This is a genomic window from Streptomyces sp. CB01249 (assembly GCF_001905735.1).
GTDB lineage: Bacteria > Actinomycetota > Actinomycetes > Streptomycetales > Streptomycetaceae > Streptomyces.
Window position 1 is genome coordinate 1,356,872 of sequence record NZ_LISW01000002.1, and the last position, 17,980, is coordinate 1,374,851.

The following is a 17,980-nucleotide window of genomic DNA, read 5'->3' on the forward strand; positions in this document are numbered from 1 at the left end:
CCGGTATGTAGACGAGCGTCTTACACAAACGTCTGCATACCGGGTACGCTGCTGTCATGGGACATCGTGAGGATCTGCTCGAAGGCGCCAAGCGCTGCCTGCTGGAGAAGGGGTACGCGCGCACCACGGCGCGCGACATCGTGGCCGCGTCGGGCACGAATCTCGCCTCCATCGGCTACCACTACGGCTCCAAGGACGCGCTGCTCAACCTCGCCTTCCTCCGGCTGACGGAGGAGTGGGGCGATCTCGCGACCAAGGAGGACGAGGGGGAGCGGGAGGCGGAGGCGCCGACCGCGCCGCTCGACCAGTTCCGGGGCGCCTGGGAGCGGGTGATCGGGAGCTTCGAACAGAGCCGGGCGGTCTGGCAGCTCCAGATGGAGGTCGTCTCCCGGATCAACACCGACCCCGAACTGCAGAAGGCCCTCGTCGGCCCGCAGCGCGAGGGCCGTAACGGCCTCGCCGAGAACATGCTCGGCATCGACCCCGAGGCCGACCCCGAGCGCGCCCGCGTCGCCGGCCTCTTCTGCCAGGCCCTCCTGGCCGGCGTCATGGTCCAGTGGCTGATGGACCCCGAGTCGGCCCCCTCCGCCCAGGACCTGACGGACGGCCTGAAGCTGGTCCTGGAAGGACGCGGCCCGGCCCCCGAGGGCGCCCGGTGACCGTCCGGGCCGGCGAGCCCTTCGACCTCGCGCGCTCCGCTGCCGAGGTGGCGGCCCTGCTCACCGCGCCGCTCCCGGCCGCCGGGCCCGCGGTGGCCGAGGGCGACCCGGACAGCGGGGAGTGGCGGGCGACCACCGGCGAGGGCTTCCGGGCCGTCCCGCTCTGGGAGTCCGACGACGACGGCGACGACGACCCGGACGAGGCGGAGGAGGCGGCCGAGGCCCGGCTCGACGCCCTCGTCGCGGAGCTGGACACCCGCTGGGGCCCCCACCACCGCGTCGCCGTCCATGTCGCGCTGCTCCTGAAGGAGGAGGGCACCCCGGTTCCCGCGCTGTTCGACGCCCTGCTCGCCGAGGACTGCTACGGCGACCTGTCCGTCTGGGGACCGCTCCCCGGCCCCGGGGACCGCTGGGTCGGCGTGAGCGTCGGCCGCAGCGACGGGGACGCGCCCCTGGTCATGGCCGCCGTGGTCAGCGACCGCCCGATCCTCGCCCCGCCCCCGCCCGCCTGGCTGTGAGCCCGGCGCCTCACCGCAGCCGGGCCGCCTTCAGGGCCATGTGGAGCAGCAGCCGGTCCTCGCCGTCGTTGAGGTCGAGGCCGGTCAGCTGCTGGACGCGGGAGAGGCGGTAGTACAGCGTCTGGCGGTGGATGCCCAGCTCGGCCGCGGTCCGGGACGCCTGGCCCGCGCAGTCCAGGAACACCTCCGCGGTGCGCGCCAGGTCCCGCTGGGCCGGGGTCAGCAGGGGGCGCACGGCAGGGTCGGGCAGGGCGTCCGGGGTGAGCGCGGTCAGCGTGCGGTACGGGCCGATGGCCGGCCAGTCGGCGACCGGGCCGAACCTGGTCTCCGCCGCCGCGGCCCGGGCCGCCGCCGACGCCTCGTGCCAGGCGTCCGCCAGCTCCGTGAGGCCCCGGCGCGGGACCGCGATCCCGGCGGTGGCGGTCTCCCCGGCGGTGGCGCGCAGCCGCCCGGCGGCGGTGAGCGCGGGGTCCAGGACCTCCGGCGACCGCAGCCGGATCAGCGCCGCAAGCGCGGGCGGCCCGGACCGGCCCGGCGGCGGGGCGGCGGTCAGCGCCGCCGCCGAGGGGACGGTGCGCACGGCGGGCGTGGCGTCCGCCCACGGGGCCACGCACACCACGGTGTGCAGCCCGTCCGCGTCGGGGCCCAGCGCCTCGGCGAGCGCGGCGACCGCCATGTCCCGCTGCCAGCCGCGCCCGGCGGCCAGCACCGCGCCGAACTCCCGGGACAGGTCGGTGCCCGCCCGCTCCTCGTCGGCCAGCAGCGCGCCGATCCGGGCGGCGACGTCCATCGCCGCGTCGAGCTGGCGGTCGGTCGGCCCCGGGTCGGCGTCGAGCAGCCATACGTAACCGAGCACGACACCCCGATGGCGTACCGGCAGGCAGATGCGGTCGCGGTAGACGCCGGCCTCGGGGGCGGCGGGGATGCGGAGGGGGCCGGTGGCGCGGGTGATGCCGAAGTTCTCGAACCAGGCGCGGACCGCCGGGGTGGAGCGGCGGGTGAGGATCGAGCGGGTGCGGACCGGGTCCATCGCCGTGGTGTCGTCGCTGTCGTGGGCCCCGAAGGCGACCAGCCCGAAATCCCGGTTCTCCAGCGTCGCGGGGACGCCGAGCAGCGCGGAGATCTCGTCCACCAGCTCCTGGTAATCGCCCTTCACCCGGCCATTCTCGCACCCCTTCAGACATATGTCTGAGATCCAGTCCACGGATGTGTGGCAGCTGTCGATGGCAGGGAATCCGCGCGATCCTTAGATTTCACGGTGGTTCTCCGTGCTGTACCGCTTATGTTCGTTACACGGCATATACGGCGGTGTGGCCTCGTTCGTACTTTCCGTGGAGGTGCCCCGTGCTGGGTCCCGTGATTCTCGCCGCGTCGCGAAGCGACAAGATGCGCCGGTTCATCTCGGCCGCGCCCGGCACCAAGCAGGTCGTGGACCGCTTCATCGCCGGTGAGACGGTCGACCAGGTCGTCCCGGTCATCGAGGACGCCGCCGACAAGGGTCTCGAAGTCACCCTCGACGTCGTCGGCGAGGACATCACCACGCCCGAGCAGGCCGCCGCCGCGCGCGACGCCTACCTGGAGCTGGTCGACCGCCTCAAGGACCTCGGCCTGGGCACCAGGGCGGAGATGTCCGTCAAGCTGTCGATGTTCGGCCAGTCCCTGGACGGCGGCCACGAGCTGGCCCTCGCCAACGTGCGCCCCGTCGTGGAGGCCGCCGCCGCGATCGGCACCACGGTCACCCTGGACGCCGAGGACCACACCACCCTCGACTCGATGTTCGCCATCCACGAGGAGCTGCGGAAGGACTTCCCGCAGACCGGCTGCGTCATCCAGGCGTACCTCTTCCGCACCGAGGAGGACGCCCGCCGCCTCGCCGACGCCGGGAGCCGCGTGCGGATCGTGAAGGGCGCCTACAAGGAGCCCGCCTCCGTCGCGTACCAGGACAAGGCCGAGATCGACAAGGCGTACGTCCGCATCCTGAAGACCCTGATGCAGGGCGAGGGCTACCCGATGATCGGGTCCCACGACCCCCGCCTGATCGCCATCGCCCAGGAGCTGGGCCGCAAGGCCGGGCGCAAGCTGGACGAGTACGAGTTCCAGATGCTGTACGGCATCCGCAGCGACGAGCACATCCGGCTCGCCGCCGAGGGCCACCGCATGCGTGTCTACACCGCGTACGGCACCGACTGGTACGGGTACTTCATGCGCCGCCTCGCCGAGAAGCCGGCCAACCTCCTGTTCTTCGGCCGCTCCATCCTCACCAAGGGCTGAGCACCCCTCCACCCCTCCCCACGACTGACTGAAGGAGCAAAGGACACCATGGACGCTGTGACCCAGGTCCCCGCGCCGGTCAACGAGCCGGTCCACTCCTACGCCCCGGGCTCCCCGGAGCGCGCCCGCCTGGAGGCCAAGCTCAAGGAGCTCAGCCAGAACCCCATCGACCTGCCGATGACCATCGGCGGCGAGAAGCGGATGGGCGGCGGCGAGCGCGTCCAGGTCGTGCAGCCCCACAACCACAAGGCCGTCCTCGGCACCTTCGCCGGTGCCACCGAGCAGGACGCCCAGGACGCGATCGACGCCGCCCTCGCCGCCGCCCCGGCCTGGCGCGCGATGTCGTTCGACGACCGCGCCGCGATCATCCTGCGCGCCGCCGAGCTGCTGTCCGGCCCGTGGCGCGAGACGCTGGCCGCCTCCACGATGCTCGGCCAGGGCAAGACCGCCCAGCAGGCCGAGATCGACTGCCCCTGCGAGCTGGTCGACTTCTGGCGCTTCAACGTGCACTACGCGCGCCAGATCCTCGCGGAGCAGCCTCCGGCCAACTCCCCGGGCGTGTGGAACCGCATGGACCACCGCCCGCTGGAGGGCTTCGTCTACGCGATCACGCCGTTCAACTTCTCGGCCATCGCCGCCAACCTGCCGACCGCGCCCGCGCTCATGGGCAACGTCGTCGTGTGGAAGCCGTCCCCGACGCAGACCCACGCCGCCGTGCTGCTCATGCAGCTCCTGGAGGAGGCCGGTCTGCCCAAGGGCGTCATCAACCTGGTGACCGGCGACGGCATCGCCGTCTCCGAGGTGGCCCTGAACCACCGCGACCTGGCCGGCATCCACTTCACCGGCTCGACCCCGACCTTCCAGCACCTGTGGAAGACCGTCGGCAACAACATCGCCAACTACCGCACCTACCCGCGGCTCGTCGGCGAGACCGGTGGCAAGGACTTCGTCGTCGCCCACCCGTCGGCCGACCCCGCGATCCTGAAGACCGCGCTGACCCGCGGCGCCTTCGAGTACCAGGGCCAGAAGTGCTCGGCGACCTCGCGCGCCTACATCCCGGCCTCGATCTGGAACGCGGGCTTCAAGGAGGCGTTCGCGGCCGAGGTCGACTCCATCACCATGGGCGACGTCACCGACCTGTCGCACTTCATGGGCGCCGTCATCGACGACCGCTCCTTCGCGAAGAACAAGGCCGCGATCGACCGCGCCGCCGCCGACCCGGCGTGCACGATCGTCGCGGGCGGCACCTACGACGACTCGGTGGGCTACTTCGTCCGCCCGACCGTCATCGAGTGCACCGACCCCGAGAACGAGGTCTTCACGACCGAGTACTTCGGCCCGATCCTCGCCGTGCACGTCTACGAGGACGACCAGTACGACGCGATGCTCGCCCAGATGGAGTCGGTCTCCGACTACGCCCTGACCGGGTCCGTCATCGCGAACGACCGCGCGGCGGCCGCGTACACGATGGAGAAGCTGCGGTACGCCGCGGGCAACTTCTACATCAACGACAAGTCGACCGGTGCCGTCGTCGGCCAGCAGCCCTTCGGCGGCGGCCGCGCCTCGGGTACGAACGACAAGGCCGGTGCCCCCCAGAACCTCCAGCGCTGGACCCTCACCCGGGCCATCAAGGAGACCCTGGTCCCGCCGACCGAGTACACCTACCCCCACCAGGGCTGACCAGCCCGGGCGCCCGTCGCCCCCCAGAACTCCGCCCCCCGTCCGGTTCCCCTGCCGGACGGGGGGCGGTTTCCATGGACGGGTCAGCTCCACCCGCGCACGATCAGCGCCAGCCCCACCGCGAAGCCGCCGCCGAGCAGCGCCAGGTACGGCCCGTACAGCCGACGGTGGCGGCGCAGCAGCAGGCCGAACGCGCCGAAGGCGAGCCCCACCGTCAGGGTCCGCGCGCCCCGCGCCGCCGCCGAAGCGGCCACCCAGTCCGCCGCGGGCACCGAAGCCCGCCCCGCCTCGGCCCCGTACACCTTGAACGGGATGCCGTTCCACGGCTGGTGGCGGACGGCCCGCGCCCCCTCCACCGCCAGCTCCGCGCGCACCTGTGCCCGCATCCGGTCCGTGGTCAGCGGGGCGGGAAGCTGCCCGCCCGCCGCCGCCAGGTGCAGCGCGAGCAGCCCGCCCACCAGGCTCCCGGCCAGCGCGCCCAGCGACATCCTCAGCGCCGCGCGCGGCACCGCCACGCACACCACCGCGAGCAGCAGCTCCGGCATCAGCGGCCAGCTCAGCGCCTCCGCGAACGCCCAGCAGAAGGCCAGCGGCAGCCCCGCGCGGGACGTGACGACCGAGGCGACCCGCCTGCGCACCGCCGAGTCCCGCAGCGGTTCGGCGGCCGTACGGCCGTGCAGCGCGCGCACCGCGTCCCGGGCCTCCTCGGGGGAGACCCCGGCGGGCAGCGGCGCACCGATGGTCACCCGGACCAGGGACGAGCGGAGCCGCCCGTGCTTGGGCAGCAGCCGGTCCGTGCCCGCGATGCCCACCGGAACGACCGGGACGCCCGCCTCCTCGGCCAGCACCAGCGCGCCCTTGTGGAACGAGCCCAGGGTGCCGTCCTCGGCGCGGGTGCCCTCCGGGAAGAGCACGACCGCCCGGCCCTCGCGCAGCTCGCCGGTCATCGTCAGCAGGTCCGTCATCCCGCCGCCCGCCCGCCGCACCGGGAACCCGGCCGCCAGCCTGCGGCAGATCCGGCGCCGCCACGGAGAGGCGAACCAGTAGTCCGCCGCCGCGCCGATCGCCGGGCTGTGCCGGGCGTCCAGCGCGGCCAGGAGCGCCGCCGTGTCCGCGTGCGAGCTGTGGTTGGCGACGACCACGCAGCCGCCGCGCGGCAGCCGGCCGCGCCGCTCGATGCCGCCGGTGAGGCTGAGCACGCCCCACCACAGCCCGCGCCGCAGCGCGGAGGCGACCCGCGAGCGGACCGGGAGGACACCGGAGGTGCGTACAAGCGTGCTTCCCAGAGGCTTCACGTCATCACCATCGCCAGGAGGAGGGCCACCAACAGGGAGTCGATCCGGTCGAGCAGGCCGCCGAAGCCCGGCAGCCAGCTGCCCGCGTCCTTCACCCCGGATTCGCGCTTGACCATGGACTCGACCAGGTCCCCGAGCACACAGCCGCCGACGACCGCCGCCCACAGCGCCGGGCTGAACGCGCCGAGCACCACCAGCAGCGCCGCGCTGGCGGCGGCCGCGCCCAGCACCCCGGCCCACGTCTTGTTCGGGGAGAGCGGCGACAGCGGCCGGGCGAGCGGACCGCGCCGCCCCAGCGCCGTGCCGCCGCACCAGGCGCCGACGTCCCCGAGCGCCACCGCCAGGCCCACCGCGACCGCCGTGTCCCCGAGCGTGACCAGGCCGGTCAGCGCGAGCGGGATCCACAGCAGTCCGAAGGCGGTCCGGGCGGTGCGGGTGAAGCCCGTGCGGTCGTCGCCGCCCAGCACGGCGGGGAGCGCCGCCGCGACGAGCAGCAGGGCCGCCGTCCGCAGGTCCAGCAGGTGCGGGGCGAGCCAGGCCAGCCCCGGAAGGACCGCCGACGCCACCGCGAGGACGGCCAGGTCGCCCCGGCGCAGCCCCGCCATCCGGGCGTACTCACCGGCCGCGACCACGCCGAGCCCGGCGGCCAGCGCGTACGTGCCGCCGCCGCCCAGGAAGAACGCCCCGAGGAAGACCGGCGCGACCACGGCCCAGGTCCGCCACCGCTTGCGGAGTTCGGCGCGCATCCGGACCCTCGCGGGCAGCACCGCGACGGCGACCCCGCCCGCGCCCAGCACCCCCGCGACCAGCGGCACCGCGCGGACGGCGGCCTCCTCGGCGATCAGGACGGCGCTCATGCGAGCTCCCGCCAGAGGCCGGCCAGCCGGAGCGCGGCGGTGAGCAGGGAGCCCGCGGCGATCACGGCCAGGACCGGGACGGCCCAGCCGCTCGCGGCGGCGATCACGACGAGCAGGCAGCGCTCCGTCTTGCCGACCGGGCCCCCGTTGCGGCGGTGTGCCCCGGCGGCGGCCCCGGCCAGCGACACCCAGGAGGGCAGCGTGGCCGCGAGACCGGCCAGCGCGACGAGCCAGAGCGGGGCGAGCGTCAGGAAGCCGGCCAGCACGAGGAGGTCGGCGACCCGGTCGCCCAGCTCGTTGAGGACGGCGCCGCGCCGGGTGGTGCGGCCGGTGTCCCGGGCGAGCGCCCCGTCCAGGTTGGCGAAGGCGAGCCGCGCCGCGAGCAGGACGGCGACCGGCAGGGCGGCGACCGGGGCGGGCAGCCAGGCCAGGGCGGCGGCGGCACCGGCCGCGGCGGCCACCCCGGCGGCGGTGAGGGTGTCGGGCGACACCTCACGGCGGACCAGCGAGGCGCGGACGCCGGAGAGCCGGTCCGCGTACCAGGGCTTGAGAGCGTAGAGGCCGTTCATGACCGCAACTCTCGTGCGACGCACGTTCTTTCGACACGGCCCGGGTACTCAAGTACGCCTGAGTACGCGCGCGGCCCGGGCCTACGCGGCCGTGCGGATCAGCATCTTCCCGGTGTTCTCGCCGCGCAGCATGCCCAGGAAGCCGTCCACGGTCCGCTCGAAGCCGTCCACGACCGTGACGTCCGGGGCGATCCCGCCGCTGCGCAGATGCGGCACCAGCAGCGCCTCCAACTCGCCCTGCGCATCGCGGTGGTTGCGGACGAGGACGCCTTCGAGGCGCAGGCTCCTGCCGACCACGTCGAACAGGTTGCGCGGGGCGGGCGGCGGCGTGTGCGCCGAGTGGTACTGGGCGATGGCGCCGACCCAGGCGATGCGGCCGGAATCGCGCATCGCCGCGATCACGCCCTCCAGATGTTCGCCGCCCACGTTGTCGACGGCCGCGTCGATCCCGTCCGGCGCGGCCTTCGCCAGCAGCTCGCCGACCGGCCCGTCGTGGTAGTCGAACGCCGCGTCGAAGCCCAGCTCCCCGGTGAGCCGCGCGACCTTGGCGGCCGAGCCCGCGCTGCCGATGATCCGCCCGGCGCCGAGCAGCCGGGCGATCCGGCCCACCGCGGTGCCCACCCCGCCCGCGGCGGCGGAGACGAAGAGGTCCTGGCCCGGGCGGAGTTCCAGGACGCGGGTCAGGGCCACGTAGGCGGTGAGGCCGGTGCCGCCGAGGATCGAGAGGTGGGCGGTCAGCGGCACCCCCTCGTACGACGGGAGGCGGCGGGTGCCGTCGGTACCGGCGGTGACCAGGGCGTGGGTGCGCCAGCCCTGCCGGTGGAAGACGAGGTCGCCCTCCGCGAGGCCCGGGTCGCGGGAGGCGGTGACCCGGCCCAGGGCCCGGCCCTCCAGCGGGGCGCCGAGCTCCCAGCCGTCGTCCATCTCCTCGCGGTGGTAGGGGTCCACGGAGAGGTAGAGGTTCTCCACCAGGGCCTGTCCGGGGGCGGGGTCGGGCACCGGTGACTCGGTGAGGGTGAAGAGGTCCGGGGTGGGGAAGCCCGTGGGGCGGGCGGTCAGGTGGAAGGCGCGGGCGGTGCGTGTCGTCGTCATGGCAGCGACCGTAGGGAGGAACTTTCCGGCCCGGCAGGGTGTTGCGTCGATGGAAAGGCCGTTTCCATGAACGGCGTTCATGGAACGAGGGGAACCCGCACGATGGCCGACCTGACCCCGCACGAGCTGCGCATCCTGCTCGCCGTCGAGAGCGCGGGCAGCTTCTCCGGCGCCGCCGCGGCCCTGGACATGACACAGTCCGCCGTCTCCCACGCGATCCGCACCACCGAGCGCAGGATCGGCGCGGTTCTCTTCGAACGGGGCCGCAGGGGTGCCCTGCCCACTGCGGCGGGCACGAGCACCCTCGGGTACGCCCGGCGCGTGCTGCGGCTGCTGGAGGTGATGGGCGCCGAGGCGCGGGCGGCGGCGGCCGGACCCGGGGCGGACGCCGTACCGGCCGGGCCGCTGCGGATCGCCGCCTTCCGCAGCGCCGCCCTGCATCTGCTGCCGCCCGCACTGGAACGGCTGCGGAACCGTCACCCGGGGATCGAGCCGGTGGTGCGGGTGGTGCGCGAGCTGGGGCGGGGCACGGCGGGCGAGGTCCTGGACGGGCGCGCCGATCTGGGGATCGCGACCATGGGCGGGTCGTCGCCGGTGCCGGACGAACTGGTCGGGGGAGTGCTGCGGGAGGAGGAGTACGCCCTCGTGCACCCGGCCGGTCATCCGGCGCCCCGGACGCTCCCGCTGCTGGACTGGGCCGAGAACTGCACCTCGTACACGCGGGAGTGGTGGGCGGCGCAGGACTGGATCCCGCGGGCGACCGTGGAGGCGGAGGACGACGGAGCGGTGCTCTCGATGGTGTCCGCCGGTCTCGGTATGGCGATCATGCCCGGACTGTCCCTGTCCGGAGCACCCGACTCGGTCGAGATCACCGCTCTCGGACCGGAGCGCCCGACCCGCTCCGTGGGCTATGTCACCACCCCTGAGCTGGCACGATCCGCGGCTGTCCGGGCCCTGATCAGGGAGTTGCGGGGGAGCGGAGGGTGAGCGGCAGGTGGGCCGGCGCAAACCGCCGTCTCAGATAGTAGGAAGTCCGAGTAATTGTGGAGACAGACCGGCCGGGCTGTTCTAGCTTTGTAGGAGCCGAACGTCTCGCTAGATCAAGCGACTGGCGGTCGAGAGCGCGCGCCCTGTGCAGGCAACCCCTGCGGCGCCCGTTCCCCGCCCCTTCCGGCGCCTCGAAATCAACGATCTCGACATCACCCCACGCTGTTCGATCTCGAAATCCTCGCGATCTCAAGGAGTCGATCCACCATGGCCGAGACCACCACCCGCCGCCGTGTCCGTCACGCCCACCGCCCGACCGAGTCGGAGCGGCAGGCTGCCGCCGCCGCCCTGCAGCGCGCCCTCGACCGCAGGGACAACGGCGGCTCCACCGGTCACTGACCGGTCCCCCCTCGGGCCGCGCTCAGCCGCGGCTGATCTCGAAGTGGTCGACGCGCTCGCCCGACTCGGCGAGGGCGGTGACCTTCATCCGGGGGTGCCGTCCGGCCTCCACCTCCACCGCGAGGAACGAGAAGCCGGTGTACCGCACCCGCGACCACTCCACGGTCTCGGCGGCCTTCGCACCGCCCTTGGCCACGTGGTACGTGTTCACGCTCTCCAGGTCCGCGACGTGCCCCTCGTAGCTGTCGGGCACCGGGAAGTCGTACAGCGCCTTGCCCGCGCCGCCCGCCGTGACATAGACGATGCCGTCCCGGCGGGGGTCGGTGCGCTCACCGATCGGCACCGGGCGCTTGACGGCGTTCTTCAGGATCGCGTCGGTGCGCTCGTAGACGTGGTTGTGCCCGTTGATCACCAGATCCACCTGGTGCTTCTCGAAGAGCGGCACCCAGGCGTCCCGCACCCCGCCGTCCGAGGCGTGCGCGTTGGTCGTGGAGAAGGCGCAGTGGTGGAAGAAGACCACCAGGAAGTCGATGTCCCGGCGCGCCCGCAGCTCGCCGAGGCGCCGGTCCAGCCAGCGGGTCTGGCGGCCGCCGCTGATGCCGAAGTTGGCGGGGATCTCGTAGCTGACGTCGTTGGCGTCGAGCGCGATCACGCCCACGTTGCCGTGGACGAAGGAGTAGGCGCCGGGCTGGTTGACCGGGTCCGGGCCGTTGTCCGGCAGGGTCCAGCGCGCGTTCTGGCCGCCGTAGCCGTCCGGCGAGTACCACGCCTCCATGTCGTGGTTGCCGGTCGTCACCATCCACGGCACGGTCTTGGAGACCGTCTCCGTCTGCGCCAGGAACTGGTCCCAGGTCCGCGCGTCGTAGGTGTCGGTGGTCTGCCCGGAGCCCGACGGGTCCGCGTAGCAGATGTCCCCGGCGTGCAGGTGGAAGGCCGGGTTCTGGCCCAGGATCAGCTGGTCGTTGCCGAGCGCGTGGTAGCTGACGCCCTGGTCGCCGAAGGCGGTGAAGGTGAAGTTCTCCGCCCGGGAGGGCGCGGTGGTGAAGGTGCCGAGCGTGCCCAGGTTGCGCGCGTCCGCCGGGTCGAAGCCCTGGTGGCCGACGCCGTAGTAGTACGTGGTGCCGGGCTTCAGCCGCTCCAGCGACGCGTGTACGTAGAACTGCTCGGCCGCCGCGATCTTGCCGTTGTTCAGCTGCGGCGTCGTCAGGTGGCGCACCTCCGCGTCGATCCGCCGGCTCAGCGCCCACGGCTTCAGCCCGATGCGGATGTACGGGCGGCGCACCGCGAACGGCACCTGCCAGGAGACCGCCATCTGCGTCCTCGGGTCCGGCCCGTACGCCAGGTGCCGGCCGAAGGGCGCCACCAGCGCGCCGTCGACCCGGGTGGTGCTGTGCGAGGTGAGTACGGTGGGGGCCGCGTACGCGGGGGAGGAGGCGAGGCCGATCCCGGCGCCGGCCACGGCGGCGGTCGCCACGCCGGTGCGCAGCGCCCCGCGGCGGGTGAGCCGGGTGCGGAGGTAGTCGTGCTGCTCGGCCATGCTCATGCGGTCGGCGAGCTTCTCGGGGATGCCGAAGCGGGGGATGTCCATGGGCGACAACCTCCACCGCCCGGCTGACGTCCTCCCGTCGAATAGGTGAACGGTACACGTACAGATGATCATGTGTCCGTATGGTGGACGGCACGTGTCATGGGGTGGGACGAGCAGTAGGGTGCCACCATGTCTCGCAGCATCAATCTCGCAGTGATCCCCGGTGACGGTATCGGCCAGGAGGTCGTGGCCCAGGGCCTCAAGGTCCTCAACGCTGTTCTCCCGCAGGACGTGAAGCTGGAGACCAAGGAGTACGACCTTGGCGCCCGGCGCTGGCACCGTACCGGTGAGACCCTTCCCGACGCGGAGCTCGACGCCCTCAAGGGCCACGACGCCATCCTGCTCGGCGCGATCGGCGACCCGTCCGTGCCCTCCGGCGTCCTGGAGCGGGGGCTGCTGCTGAAGCTGCGCTTCGCCTTCGACCACTTCATCAACCTGCGGCCGTCGAAGCTCTTCCCGAACACCGAGACCCCGCTCGCCGGCCGTCCGGACATCGACTTCGTCGTCGTCCGCGAGGGCACCGAGGGCCCGTACACCGGCAACGGCGGCTCGCTGCGCACCGGCACGGAGCACGAGGTCGCCACCGAGGTCAGCCTCAACACCGCCTTCGGTGTCGAGCGGGTCGTCCGGGACGCCTTCGAGCGCGCCGCCGCCCGCCCGCGCAAGAAGCTGACGCTGGTCCACAAGAACAACGTCCTGGTCTACGCGGGCCACCTGTGGAAGAACATCTTCGACAAGGTCGCCGCGGAGTACCCGCAGGTCACCACCGACTACCTGCACGTCGACGCCGCGACGATCTTCTTCGTCACGCAGCCGGAGCGCTTCGACGTCATCGTCACCGACAACCTCTTCGGCGACATCCTCACCGACCTCGCCGCGGCCGTCTCCGGCGGCATCGGCCTGGCCGCCTCCGGCAACATCAACCCGACGGGTGCCTTCCCGTCGATGTTCGAGCCGGTCCACGGCTCCGCCCCCGACATCGCGGGGCAGGGCAAGGCCGACCCGACCGCCACGATCCTCTCCGTCGCCCTCCTGCTGCGCCACCTCGGCTACGAGGCCGAGGCCGTGCGCATCGAGGACGCCGTCTCCGCCGACCTCGCGGAGCGCGACGGGACCGCCCGTACGACCGACGAGATCGGCGACGCCCTCGCGGTACGCGTAGCGGGCTGACCCGACGACTCCACCACGAAGCCGCCGGGTCGCAGACGCACCCGGCGGCTTCTCCTGCGCGGCCCCGGGTGTCACCATCGAACCCTGGACCGCATTCACGCCATTTCGTGCACGGCACCCTTCGAGAGATAATCGAACGGGGCCGTGGCTCGCAGCGAAGCTCGGACGTCCTAGCACTTGAAGGCGTGCACGCGGTCCTACACACACATCACGGTGAAGGACACGCACTCATGACGACCACGATCGAGCTCAAGCCCTCCTCGAACCCGCTGTCCGACGCGGAGCGCGAGGCGATCCTGGCCCAGCCCGGATTCGGCCGCTACTTCACCGACCACATGGTGACGATCAAGTGGACCGAAGGCCGCGGCTGGCACGACGCCCAGCTCGTCCCGTACGCGCCGCTGTCGATCGACCCGGCCAACATGACGCTCCACTACGGCCAGGAGATCTTCGAGGGCCTGAAGGCGTACCGCCAGCCCGACGGCTCCGTCGCCACCTTCCGCCCCGAGGCCAACGGCGAGCGCTTCCGCTCCTCCGCCCGCCGCCTCGCCATGCCGGAGCTGCCCGTCGAGACGTTCGTCGCGGCCTGCGACGCGCTCGTCCAGCAGGACGCGGCCTGGGTCCCGGCCCACGGCGGCGAGGAGTCCCTGTACCTGCGCCCCTTCATGATCGCGACCGAGGTCGGCCTCGGCGTGCGGCCGGCCAACGAGTACCTGTTCCTGGTCATCGCCTCGCCGGCCGGTGCCTACTTCCCGGGCGGTGTGAAGCCCGTCTCCATCTGGCTCTCCGAGGACCGGGTCCGCGCCGTCCCCGGCGGCATGGGCGACGCCAAGACCGGCGGCAACTACGCCGCCTCCCTCCTCGCCCAGGCCGAGGCCGCCGCCAAGGGCTGCGACCAGGTCGCCTACCTCGACGCCGTCGAGCACAAGTGGGTGGAGGAGCTGGGTGGCATGAACCTCTACTTCGTGTACGGGGACCGCATCGTCACCCCGTCCCTCACCGGCTCCCTGCTCGCCGGGATCACCCGGGACTCGCTCCTCAAGCTCGCGAGTGACCTCGGCTACACCTCCGAGGAGTCCCGCGTCTCCATCGACCAGTGGCGCGAGGACACCGCCGCCGGCACCCTCACCGAGGTCTTCGCCTGCGGCACCGCCGCCGTCATCACCCCCGTCGGCACGGTGAAGAGCGCGGGCGGCGAGTGGACCCAGGGCGACGGCACCCCCGGCCCGGTCACCCTCAAGCTGCGCGAGCGCCTGCTCGACATCCAGCGCGGCACCGCCGAGGACACCCACGGCTGGATGCACTCCCTGGCCTGACCAAGCTGTACGGGGAGCCCCCGGTGTCTCGCCGGGGGCTCCCCGTACGCCCGCATCCTGAGACGGGCGGTTCACGGCGGCGGTCCTGTGCCAGACTGCTTCCGTGTCCTCGTTCGTCATGATTATTGGCAACAGGCGCGCCGGTCCGCAGTGACCGTCCCGTACCACCACGTACGGCACGGCCACCGTGCCCCAGACCCGCGCGCAGACCTCTCGCACCCGCGAGGGGTTTTTTGTTTTCCGGCCTCCACCTCGGCCGGGGGCAAGCGGCGCGGGATGATGGGGGCAAGTGGAGCCGGGCCGTGTCCGGCGGATCAGGGTCGGGGAGGGCGCGGCGTCTGGTGCGGTGCATCGCAAGGCGCCGGAGCGTCCTCAATGGGGTCTCCCCTGCTCGAACGAAGTTGAGAGCTTGGGGAAGGAGCGATTAGGGCGGTTCGGCAACGCGGCGAGGTGCCGTGCCAGGCGTCGCGACCCCGGCCATGATCCGCCGGACACGGCCCAGTCGTCCGGATCCACTCATCCGACAGGAGTCAGACCAGCAATGACCACCAAGGCCAAGCCCACCGACGACAGCTTCCATGTCTTCGACACCACGCTGCGCGACGGTTCACAGCGTGAAGGCATCAACCTGACGGTCGCCGACAAACTGACCATCGCCCGGCACCTGGACGATTTCGGCGTCGGCTTCATCGAGGGTGGCTGGCCCGGCGCCAACCCCCGCGACACCGAGTTCTTCGCCCGCGCCCGCCAGGAGATCGAGTTCAAGAACGCCGAGCTGGTCGCCTTCGGCGCGACCCGCAGGGCGGGCGGAACCGCCGCCGAGGACCCCCAGGTCAAGGCGCTGCTCGAGTCGGGTGCCCCGGTGATCACGCTGGTCGCCAAGTCCCACGACCGCCACGTGGAGCTCGCGCTGCGCACCACGCTGGAGGAGAACCTGGAGATGGTCCGCGACACCGTCGCCCACCTCCGCGAGCAGGGCCGCCGGGTCTTCGTGGACTGCGAGCACTTCTTCGACGGATACCGCGCCAACCCCGAGTACGCCAAGGCCGTCGTCAAGGCCGCCGCCGAGGCCGGCGCCGACGTGGTCATCCTCTGCGACACCAACGGCGGGATGCTCCCGGCCCAGATCCAGGCCGTCGTCTCCACGGTCCTCGCCGACACCGGCGCCCGGCTCGGCATCCACGCCCAGGACGACACGGGCTGCGCCGTCGCCAACACCCTCGCCGCCGTCGACGCGGGCGCCACGCACGTCCAGTGCACCGCCAACGGCTACGGCGAGCGCGTGGGCAACGCCAACCTCTTCCCGGTCGTCGCCGCGCTGGAGCTCAAGTACGGCAAGCGGGTCCTCCCCGACGGCGCCCTCGCCGACATGACCCGCGTCTCGCACGCCATCGCCGAGGTGGTCAACCTGACCCCCTCCACGCACCAGCCGTACGTCGGTGTCTCGGCCTTCGCCCACAAGGCCGGGCTGCACGCCTCCGCGATCAAGGTCGACCCGGACCTCTACCAGCACATCGACCCCGCCCTCGTCGGCAACACCATGCGGATGCTGGTCTCCGACATGGCCGGGCGGGCCTCCATCGAGCTGAAGAGCGACGAGCTCGGCGTCGACCTCGGGGGAGACCGGGAGCTGGTCGCCCGGGTCGTCGCCCGGGTCAAGGAGCGCGAGCTCAAGGGCTACACGTACGAGGCCGCCGACGCCTCCTTCGAACTGCTGCTGCGCGCCGAGGCCGAGGGCCGGGTGCGGCGCTACTTCCGCATCGAGTCCTGGCGGGCCATCGTGGAGGACCGCCCCGACGGCACCCACGCCAACGAGGCGACCGTGAAGCTGTGGGCCAAGGGCGAGCGGATCGTCGCCACGGCCGAGGGCAACGGCCCGGTCAACGCCCTGGACCGGGCGCTGCGGGTGGCGCTGGAGCGGATCTACCCGCAGCTCGCCAAGCTGGAGCTGACGGACTACAAGGTCCGCATCCTGGAGGGCCGCACCGGCACCGACTCCACCACCCGCGTGCTGATCACCACGGGCGACGGGACCGCCGAGTGGTCGACCGTCGGGGTCGCCGAGAACATCATCTCCGCGTCCTGGCAGGCGCTGGAGGACGCGTACACCTACGGACTGCTGCGCGCCGGCCTCGAACCGACCGACTGACCGCACGGGGCCGTCTCCCGCACACGCCCGCCCCCGTCCGCCCGCCTCAACCGGCAGGGCGGACGGGGGCGTTCGCGTGTACGGCCCCGTACGGGGACTGAGTGAACGGGATTCACGTGCTCGCGTCAAGAGGTGTTTGCGTTCATAAGTTGAACGCAAGGACCGTGTTCTTCTCGTTATCAGATGGGTACGGACCAATCTCGACGTGAAGTATTGACGGCGGTGTTTCTGCGGGGTTAACTCACGCCACCAACGCCGGTACCGGTTCCGGAACCGGTTGCGGTACCGGTTGCGGTACCGGTTCCATCCCCGGCCGTTGCGGCCGTTCTCATCTGTCCCGTTGTGTCCTGGAGGCCTCGATGCGCGTCACCATCGCTGATGTCGCCCGTGAGGCCGGCGTCAGCAAGACGACCGTCTCCCGGGTCATCAACACCAAGGGCGAGGTGGACGGTTCGACGGCCGCCCGCGTTCGCGCGGTGATCGCGCAGCTCGGTTACGTGCCCAGCTCGGGCGCCGTCGGTCTGGCCCGCGGCAGCAGCCGTACGGTCGGCATGCTGGTGCCCTCGCTGACCTGGCCCTGGATGGGTGAACTGCTCCAGGGCGTGGTCGACACCGTCGAGGCCGCCGACTACGGGCTGCTGCTGTTCACCTGCAATCGCGGGGCCGAGTCCGTGGAGCGCTTCACCAGCCAGGTGTCGGCGCGGGCCTTCGACGGCCTGGTGGTGGTGGAACCCGAGAACACCCTGGACCACCTCACGGAACTGCACCGCGACGGCCTGCCGATCGTGCTCATCGACGATCGCGGCCACCACCCCGAATTCCCCTCCGTCGTGACCACCAACCACGAAGGAGGCGCGTCGGCCGCCCGCCATCTGCGGGACGCCGGTCGCACCAGGCCCGTCGTGATCACCGGCCCCGCGCACTTCGGCTGCGTACGCGACCGGCTGGCCGGGTTCGTCTCGGTCCTCCCCACGAACCACGTCGTCATGGGGGACTTCACCGAACTCTCCGGCCGGCTCGCCGTGGAGGAACTCCTCGCCTCGGGCACGGAGTTCGACTCGGTCTTCGCGCACAACGACATCACCGCGGCGGGCGTGCTGCGGGCGTTGCGCGCCGCGGGGAAGACCGTGCCCGGTGACATCGCCGTCGTCGGCTTCGACGACATCCCGATGTCCGAGCACACCGAACCGCCCCTGACCACCGTGCGCCAGCCCACCCGGCAGATGGGTGAGATGGCCGCGCGGATGCTCCTCTCCCACCTGGGCGGCACGCTCGCACCGGACACCCCGGTCGTGCTCCCCACCGAATTGGTCGTGCGCCACTCGGCGCCCCCAGGTCGTGTCACCTGACTGCCGTCTGCCGGGCGACGCCTGGCACGCGCGCTCGCGGCGTTGCCGAAAAGCCCTAGTAGCTCCGCTACGAGGACTCTC

Annotated in this window: 16 protein-coding genes; 10 read left to right on the plus strand and 6 right to left on the minus strand. The window is 72.3% G+C overall.

Going from position 1 to position 17,980, the window contains the following annotated elements:
* Positions 1 to 56 precede the first annotated feature (56 nt).
* Both AMK18_RS14610 and AMK18_RS14615 read left to right on the plus strand, forming a co-directional pair.
* Entirely contained in the window at positions 57 to 659 is a 603-nt protein-coding gene (locus tag AMK18_RS14610; RefSeq protein ID WP_073863090.1) for a TetR/AcrR family transcriptional regulator, read from the plus strand.
* Positions 656 to 1,177, plus strand: a complete 522-nt coding sequence (locus AMK18_RS14615) for a hypothetical protein (protein WP_073863091.1) — start codon at positions 656 to 658, stop codon at positions 1,175 to 1,177. The genes AMK18_RS14610 and AMK18_RS14615 overlap by 4 nt, the downstream gene beginning before the upstream one ends.
* Positions 1,178 to 1,187: 10 nt before the next feature.
* Here AMK18_RS14615 and AMK18_RS14620 read toward each other — a convergent pair whose 3' ends face one another.
* Positions 1,188 to 2,333: a PucR family transcriptional regulator gene (locus AMK18_RS14620; protein WP_073863092.1), complete on the minus strand. Its 1,146-nt coding sequence runs from the start codon at positions 2,331 to 2,333 to the stop codon at positions 1,188 to 1,190.
* A 188-nt stretch (positions 2,334 to 2,521) separates the two neighbouring features.
* Here AMK18_RS14620 and AMK18_RS14625 point away from each other — a divergent pair, with 188 nt between their 5' ends.
* Together AMK18_RS14625 and pruA are read left to right on the plus strand one after the other, a co-directional pair.
* Entirely contained in the window at positions 2,522 to 3,448 is a 927-nt protein-coding gene (locus AMK18_RS14625; protein ID WP_018102501.1) for a proline dehydrogenase family protein, read from the plus strand.
* Positions 3,449 to 3,496: 48 nt separating this feature from the next.
* A complete protein-coding gene (gene pruA / locus AMK18_RS14630; RefSeq protein ID WP_018102500.1) occupies positions 3,497 to 5,128 on the plus strand; it encodes an L-glutamate gamma-semialdehyde dehydrogenase in 1,632 nt (543 codons plus the stop codon).
* Positions 5,129 to 5,211: 83 nt separating this feature from the next.
* Here the strand turns inward: pruA and AMK18_RS14635 are convergent, their stop codons facing one another.
* The 4 genes from AMK18_RS14635 to AMK18_RS14650 all read right to left on the minus strand — a co-directional run bounded on the left by AMK18_RS14635 (position 5,212) and on the right by AMK18_RS14650 (position 8,941).
* A complete protein-coding gene (locus AMK18_RS14635) occupies positions 5,212 to 6,423 on the minus strand; it encodes a lysophospholipid acyltransferase family protein (protein ID WP_073863093.1) in 1,212 nt (403 codons plus the stop codon).
* Positions 6,420 to 7,280: a phosphatidate cytidylyltransferase gene (locus tag AMK18_RS14640; protein ID WP_073863094.1), complete on the minus strand. Its 861-nt coding sequence runs from the start codon at positions 7,278 to 7,280 to the stop codon at positions 6,420 to 6,422. The genes AMK18_RS14635 and AMK18_RS14640 overlap by 4 nt, the downstream gene beginning before the upstream one ends.
* Positions 7,277 to 7,849 (minus strand): CDP-alcohol phosphatidyltransferase family protein, encoded by a 573-nt coding sequence (locus AMK18_RS14645; RefSeq protein ID WP_073863095.1) that lies wholly within the window; start codon positions 7,847 to 7,849, stop codon positions 7,277 to 7,279. Before AMK18_RS14645 ends, AMK18_RS14640 begins: the two co-directional genes overlap by 4 nt.
* Before the next feature lie 81 nt (positions 7,850 to 7,930).
* Positions 7,931 to 8,941, minus strand: a complete 1,011-nt coding sequence (locus tag AMK18_RS14650) for an NADP-dependent oxidoreductase (RefSeq protein ID WP_073863096.1) — start codon at positions 8,939 to 8,941, stop codon at positions 7,931 to 7,933.
* A 102-nt stretch (positions 8,942 to 9,043) separates the two neighbouring features.
* Here AMK18_RS14650 and AMK18_RS14655 point away from each other — a divergent pair, with 102 nt between their 5' ends.
* Positions 9,044 to 9,928, plus strand: coding sequence for a LysR family transcriptional regulator (locus AMK18_RS14655; protein ID WP_073863097.1), 885 nt, complete (start codon positions 9,044 to 9,046; stop codon positions 9,926 to 9,928).
* A gap of 267 nt (positions 9,929 to 10,195) precedes the next feature.
* The gene (locus tag AMK18_RS35505) at positions 10,196 to 10,327 is read left to right on the plus strand and encodes a hypothetical protein (protein WP_018102494.1); all 132 of its coding nucleotides are present in this window, start codon (positions 10,196 to 10,198) and stop codon (positions 10,325 to 10,327) included.
* Between the two features lie 22 nt (positions 10,328 to 10,349).
* On the opposite strand, the gene AMK18_RS14660 is transcribed toward AMK18_RS35505, so the two are convergent.
* Positions 10,350 to 11,915 (minus strand): purple acid phosphatase family protein, encoded by a 1,566-nt coding sequence (locus tag AMK18_RS14660; protein WP_073863098.1) that lies wholly within the window; start codon positions 11,913 to 11,915, stop codon positions 10,350 to 10,352.
* Positions 11,916 to 12,044: 129 nt separating this feature from the next.
* Here AMK18_RS14660 and AMK18_RS14665 point away from each other — a divergent pair, with 129 nt between their 5' ends.
* The 4 genes from AMK18_RS14665 to AMK18_RS14680 all read left to right on the plus strand — a co-directional run bounded on the left by AMK18_RS14665 (position 12,045) and on the right by AMK18_RS14680 (position 17,899).
* Positions 12,045 to 13,085, plus strand: a complete 1,041-nt coding sequence (locus AMK18_RS14665) for a 3-isopropylmalate dehydrogenase (protein WP_037785879.1) — start codon at positions 12,045 to 12,047, stop codon at positions 13,083 to 13,085.
* Between the two features lie 230 nt (positions 13,086 to 13,315).
* Positions 13,316 to 14,401: a branched-chain amino acid aminotransferase gene (locus tag AMK18_RS14670; RefSeq protein ID WP_018102491.1), complete on the plus strand. Its 1,086-nt coding sequence runs from the start codon at positions 13,316 to 13,318 to the stop codon at positions 14,399 to 14,401.
* Positions 14,402 to 14,942: 541 nt separating this feature from the next.
* Entirely contained in the window at positions 14,943 to 16,550 is a 1,608-nt protein-coding gene (cimA, locus tag AMK18_RS14675; RefSeq protein WP_073863099.1) for a citramalate synthase, read from the plus strand.
* Between the two features lie 359 nt (positions 16,551 to 16,909).
* Entirely contained in the window at positions 16,910 to 17,899 is a 990-nt protein-coding gene (locus AMK18_RS14680; RefSeq protein WP_073863100.1) for a LacI family DNA-binding transcriptional regulator, read from the plus strand.
* Positions 17,900 to 17,980: the final 81 nt, after the last annotated feature.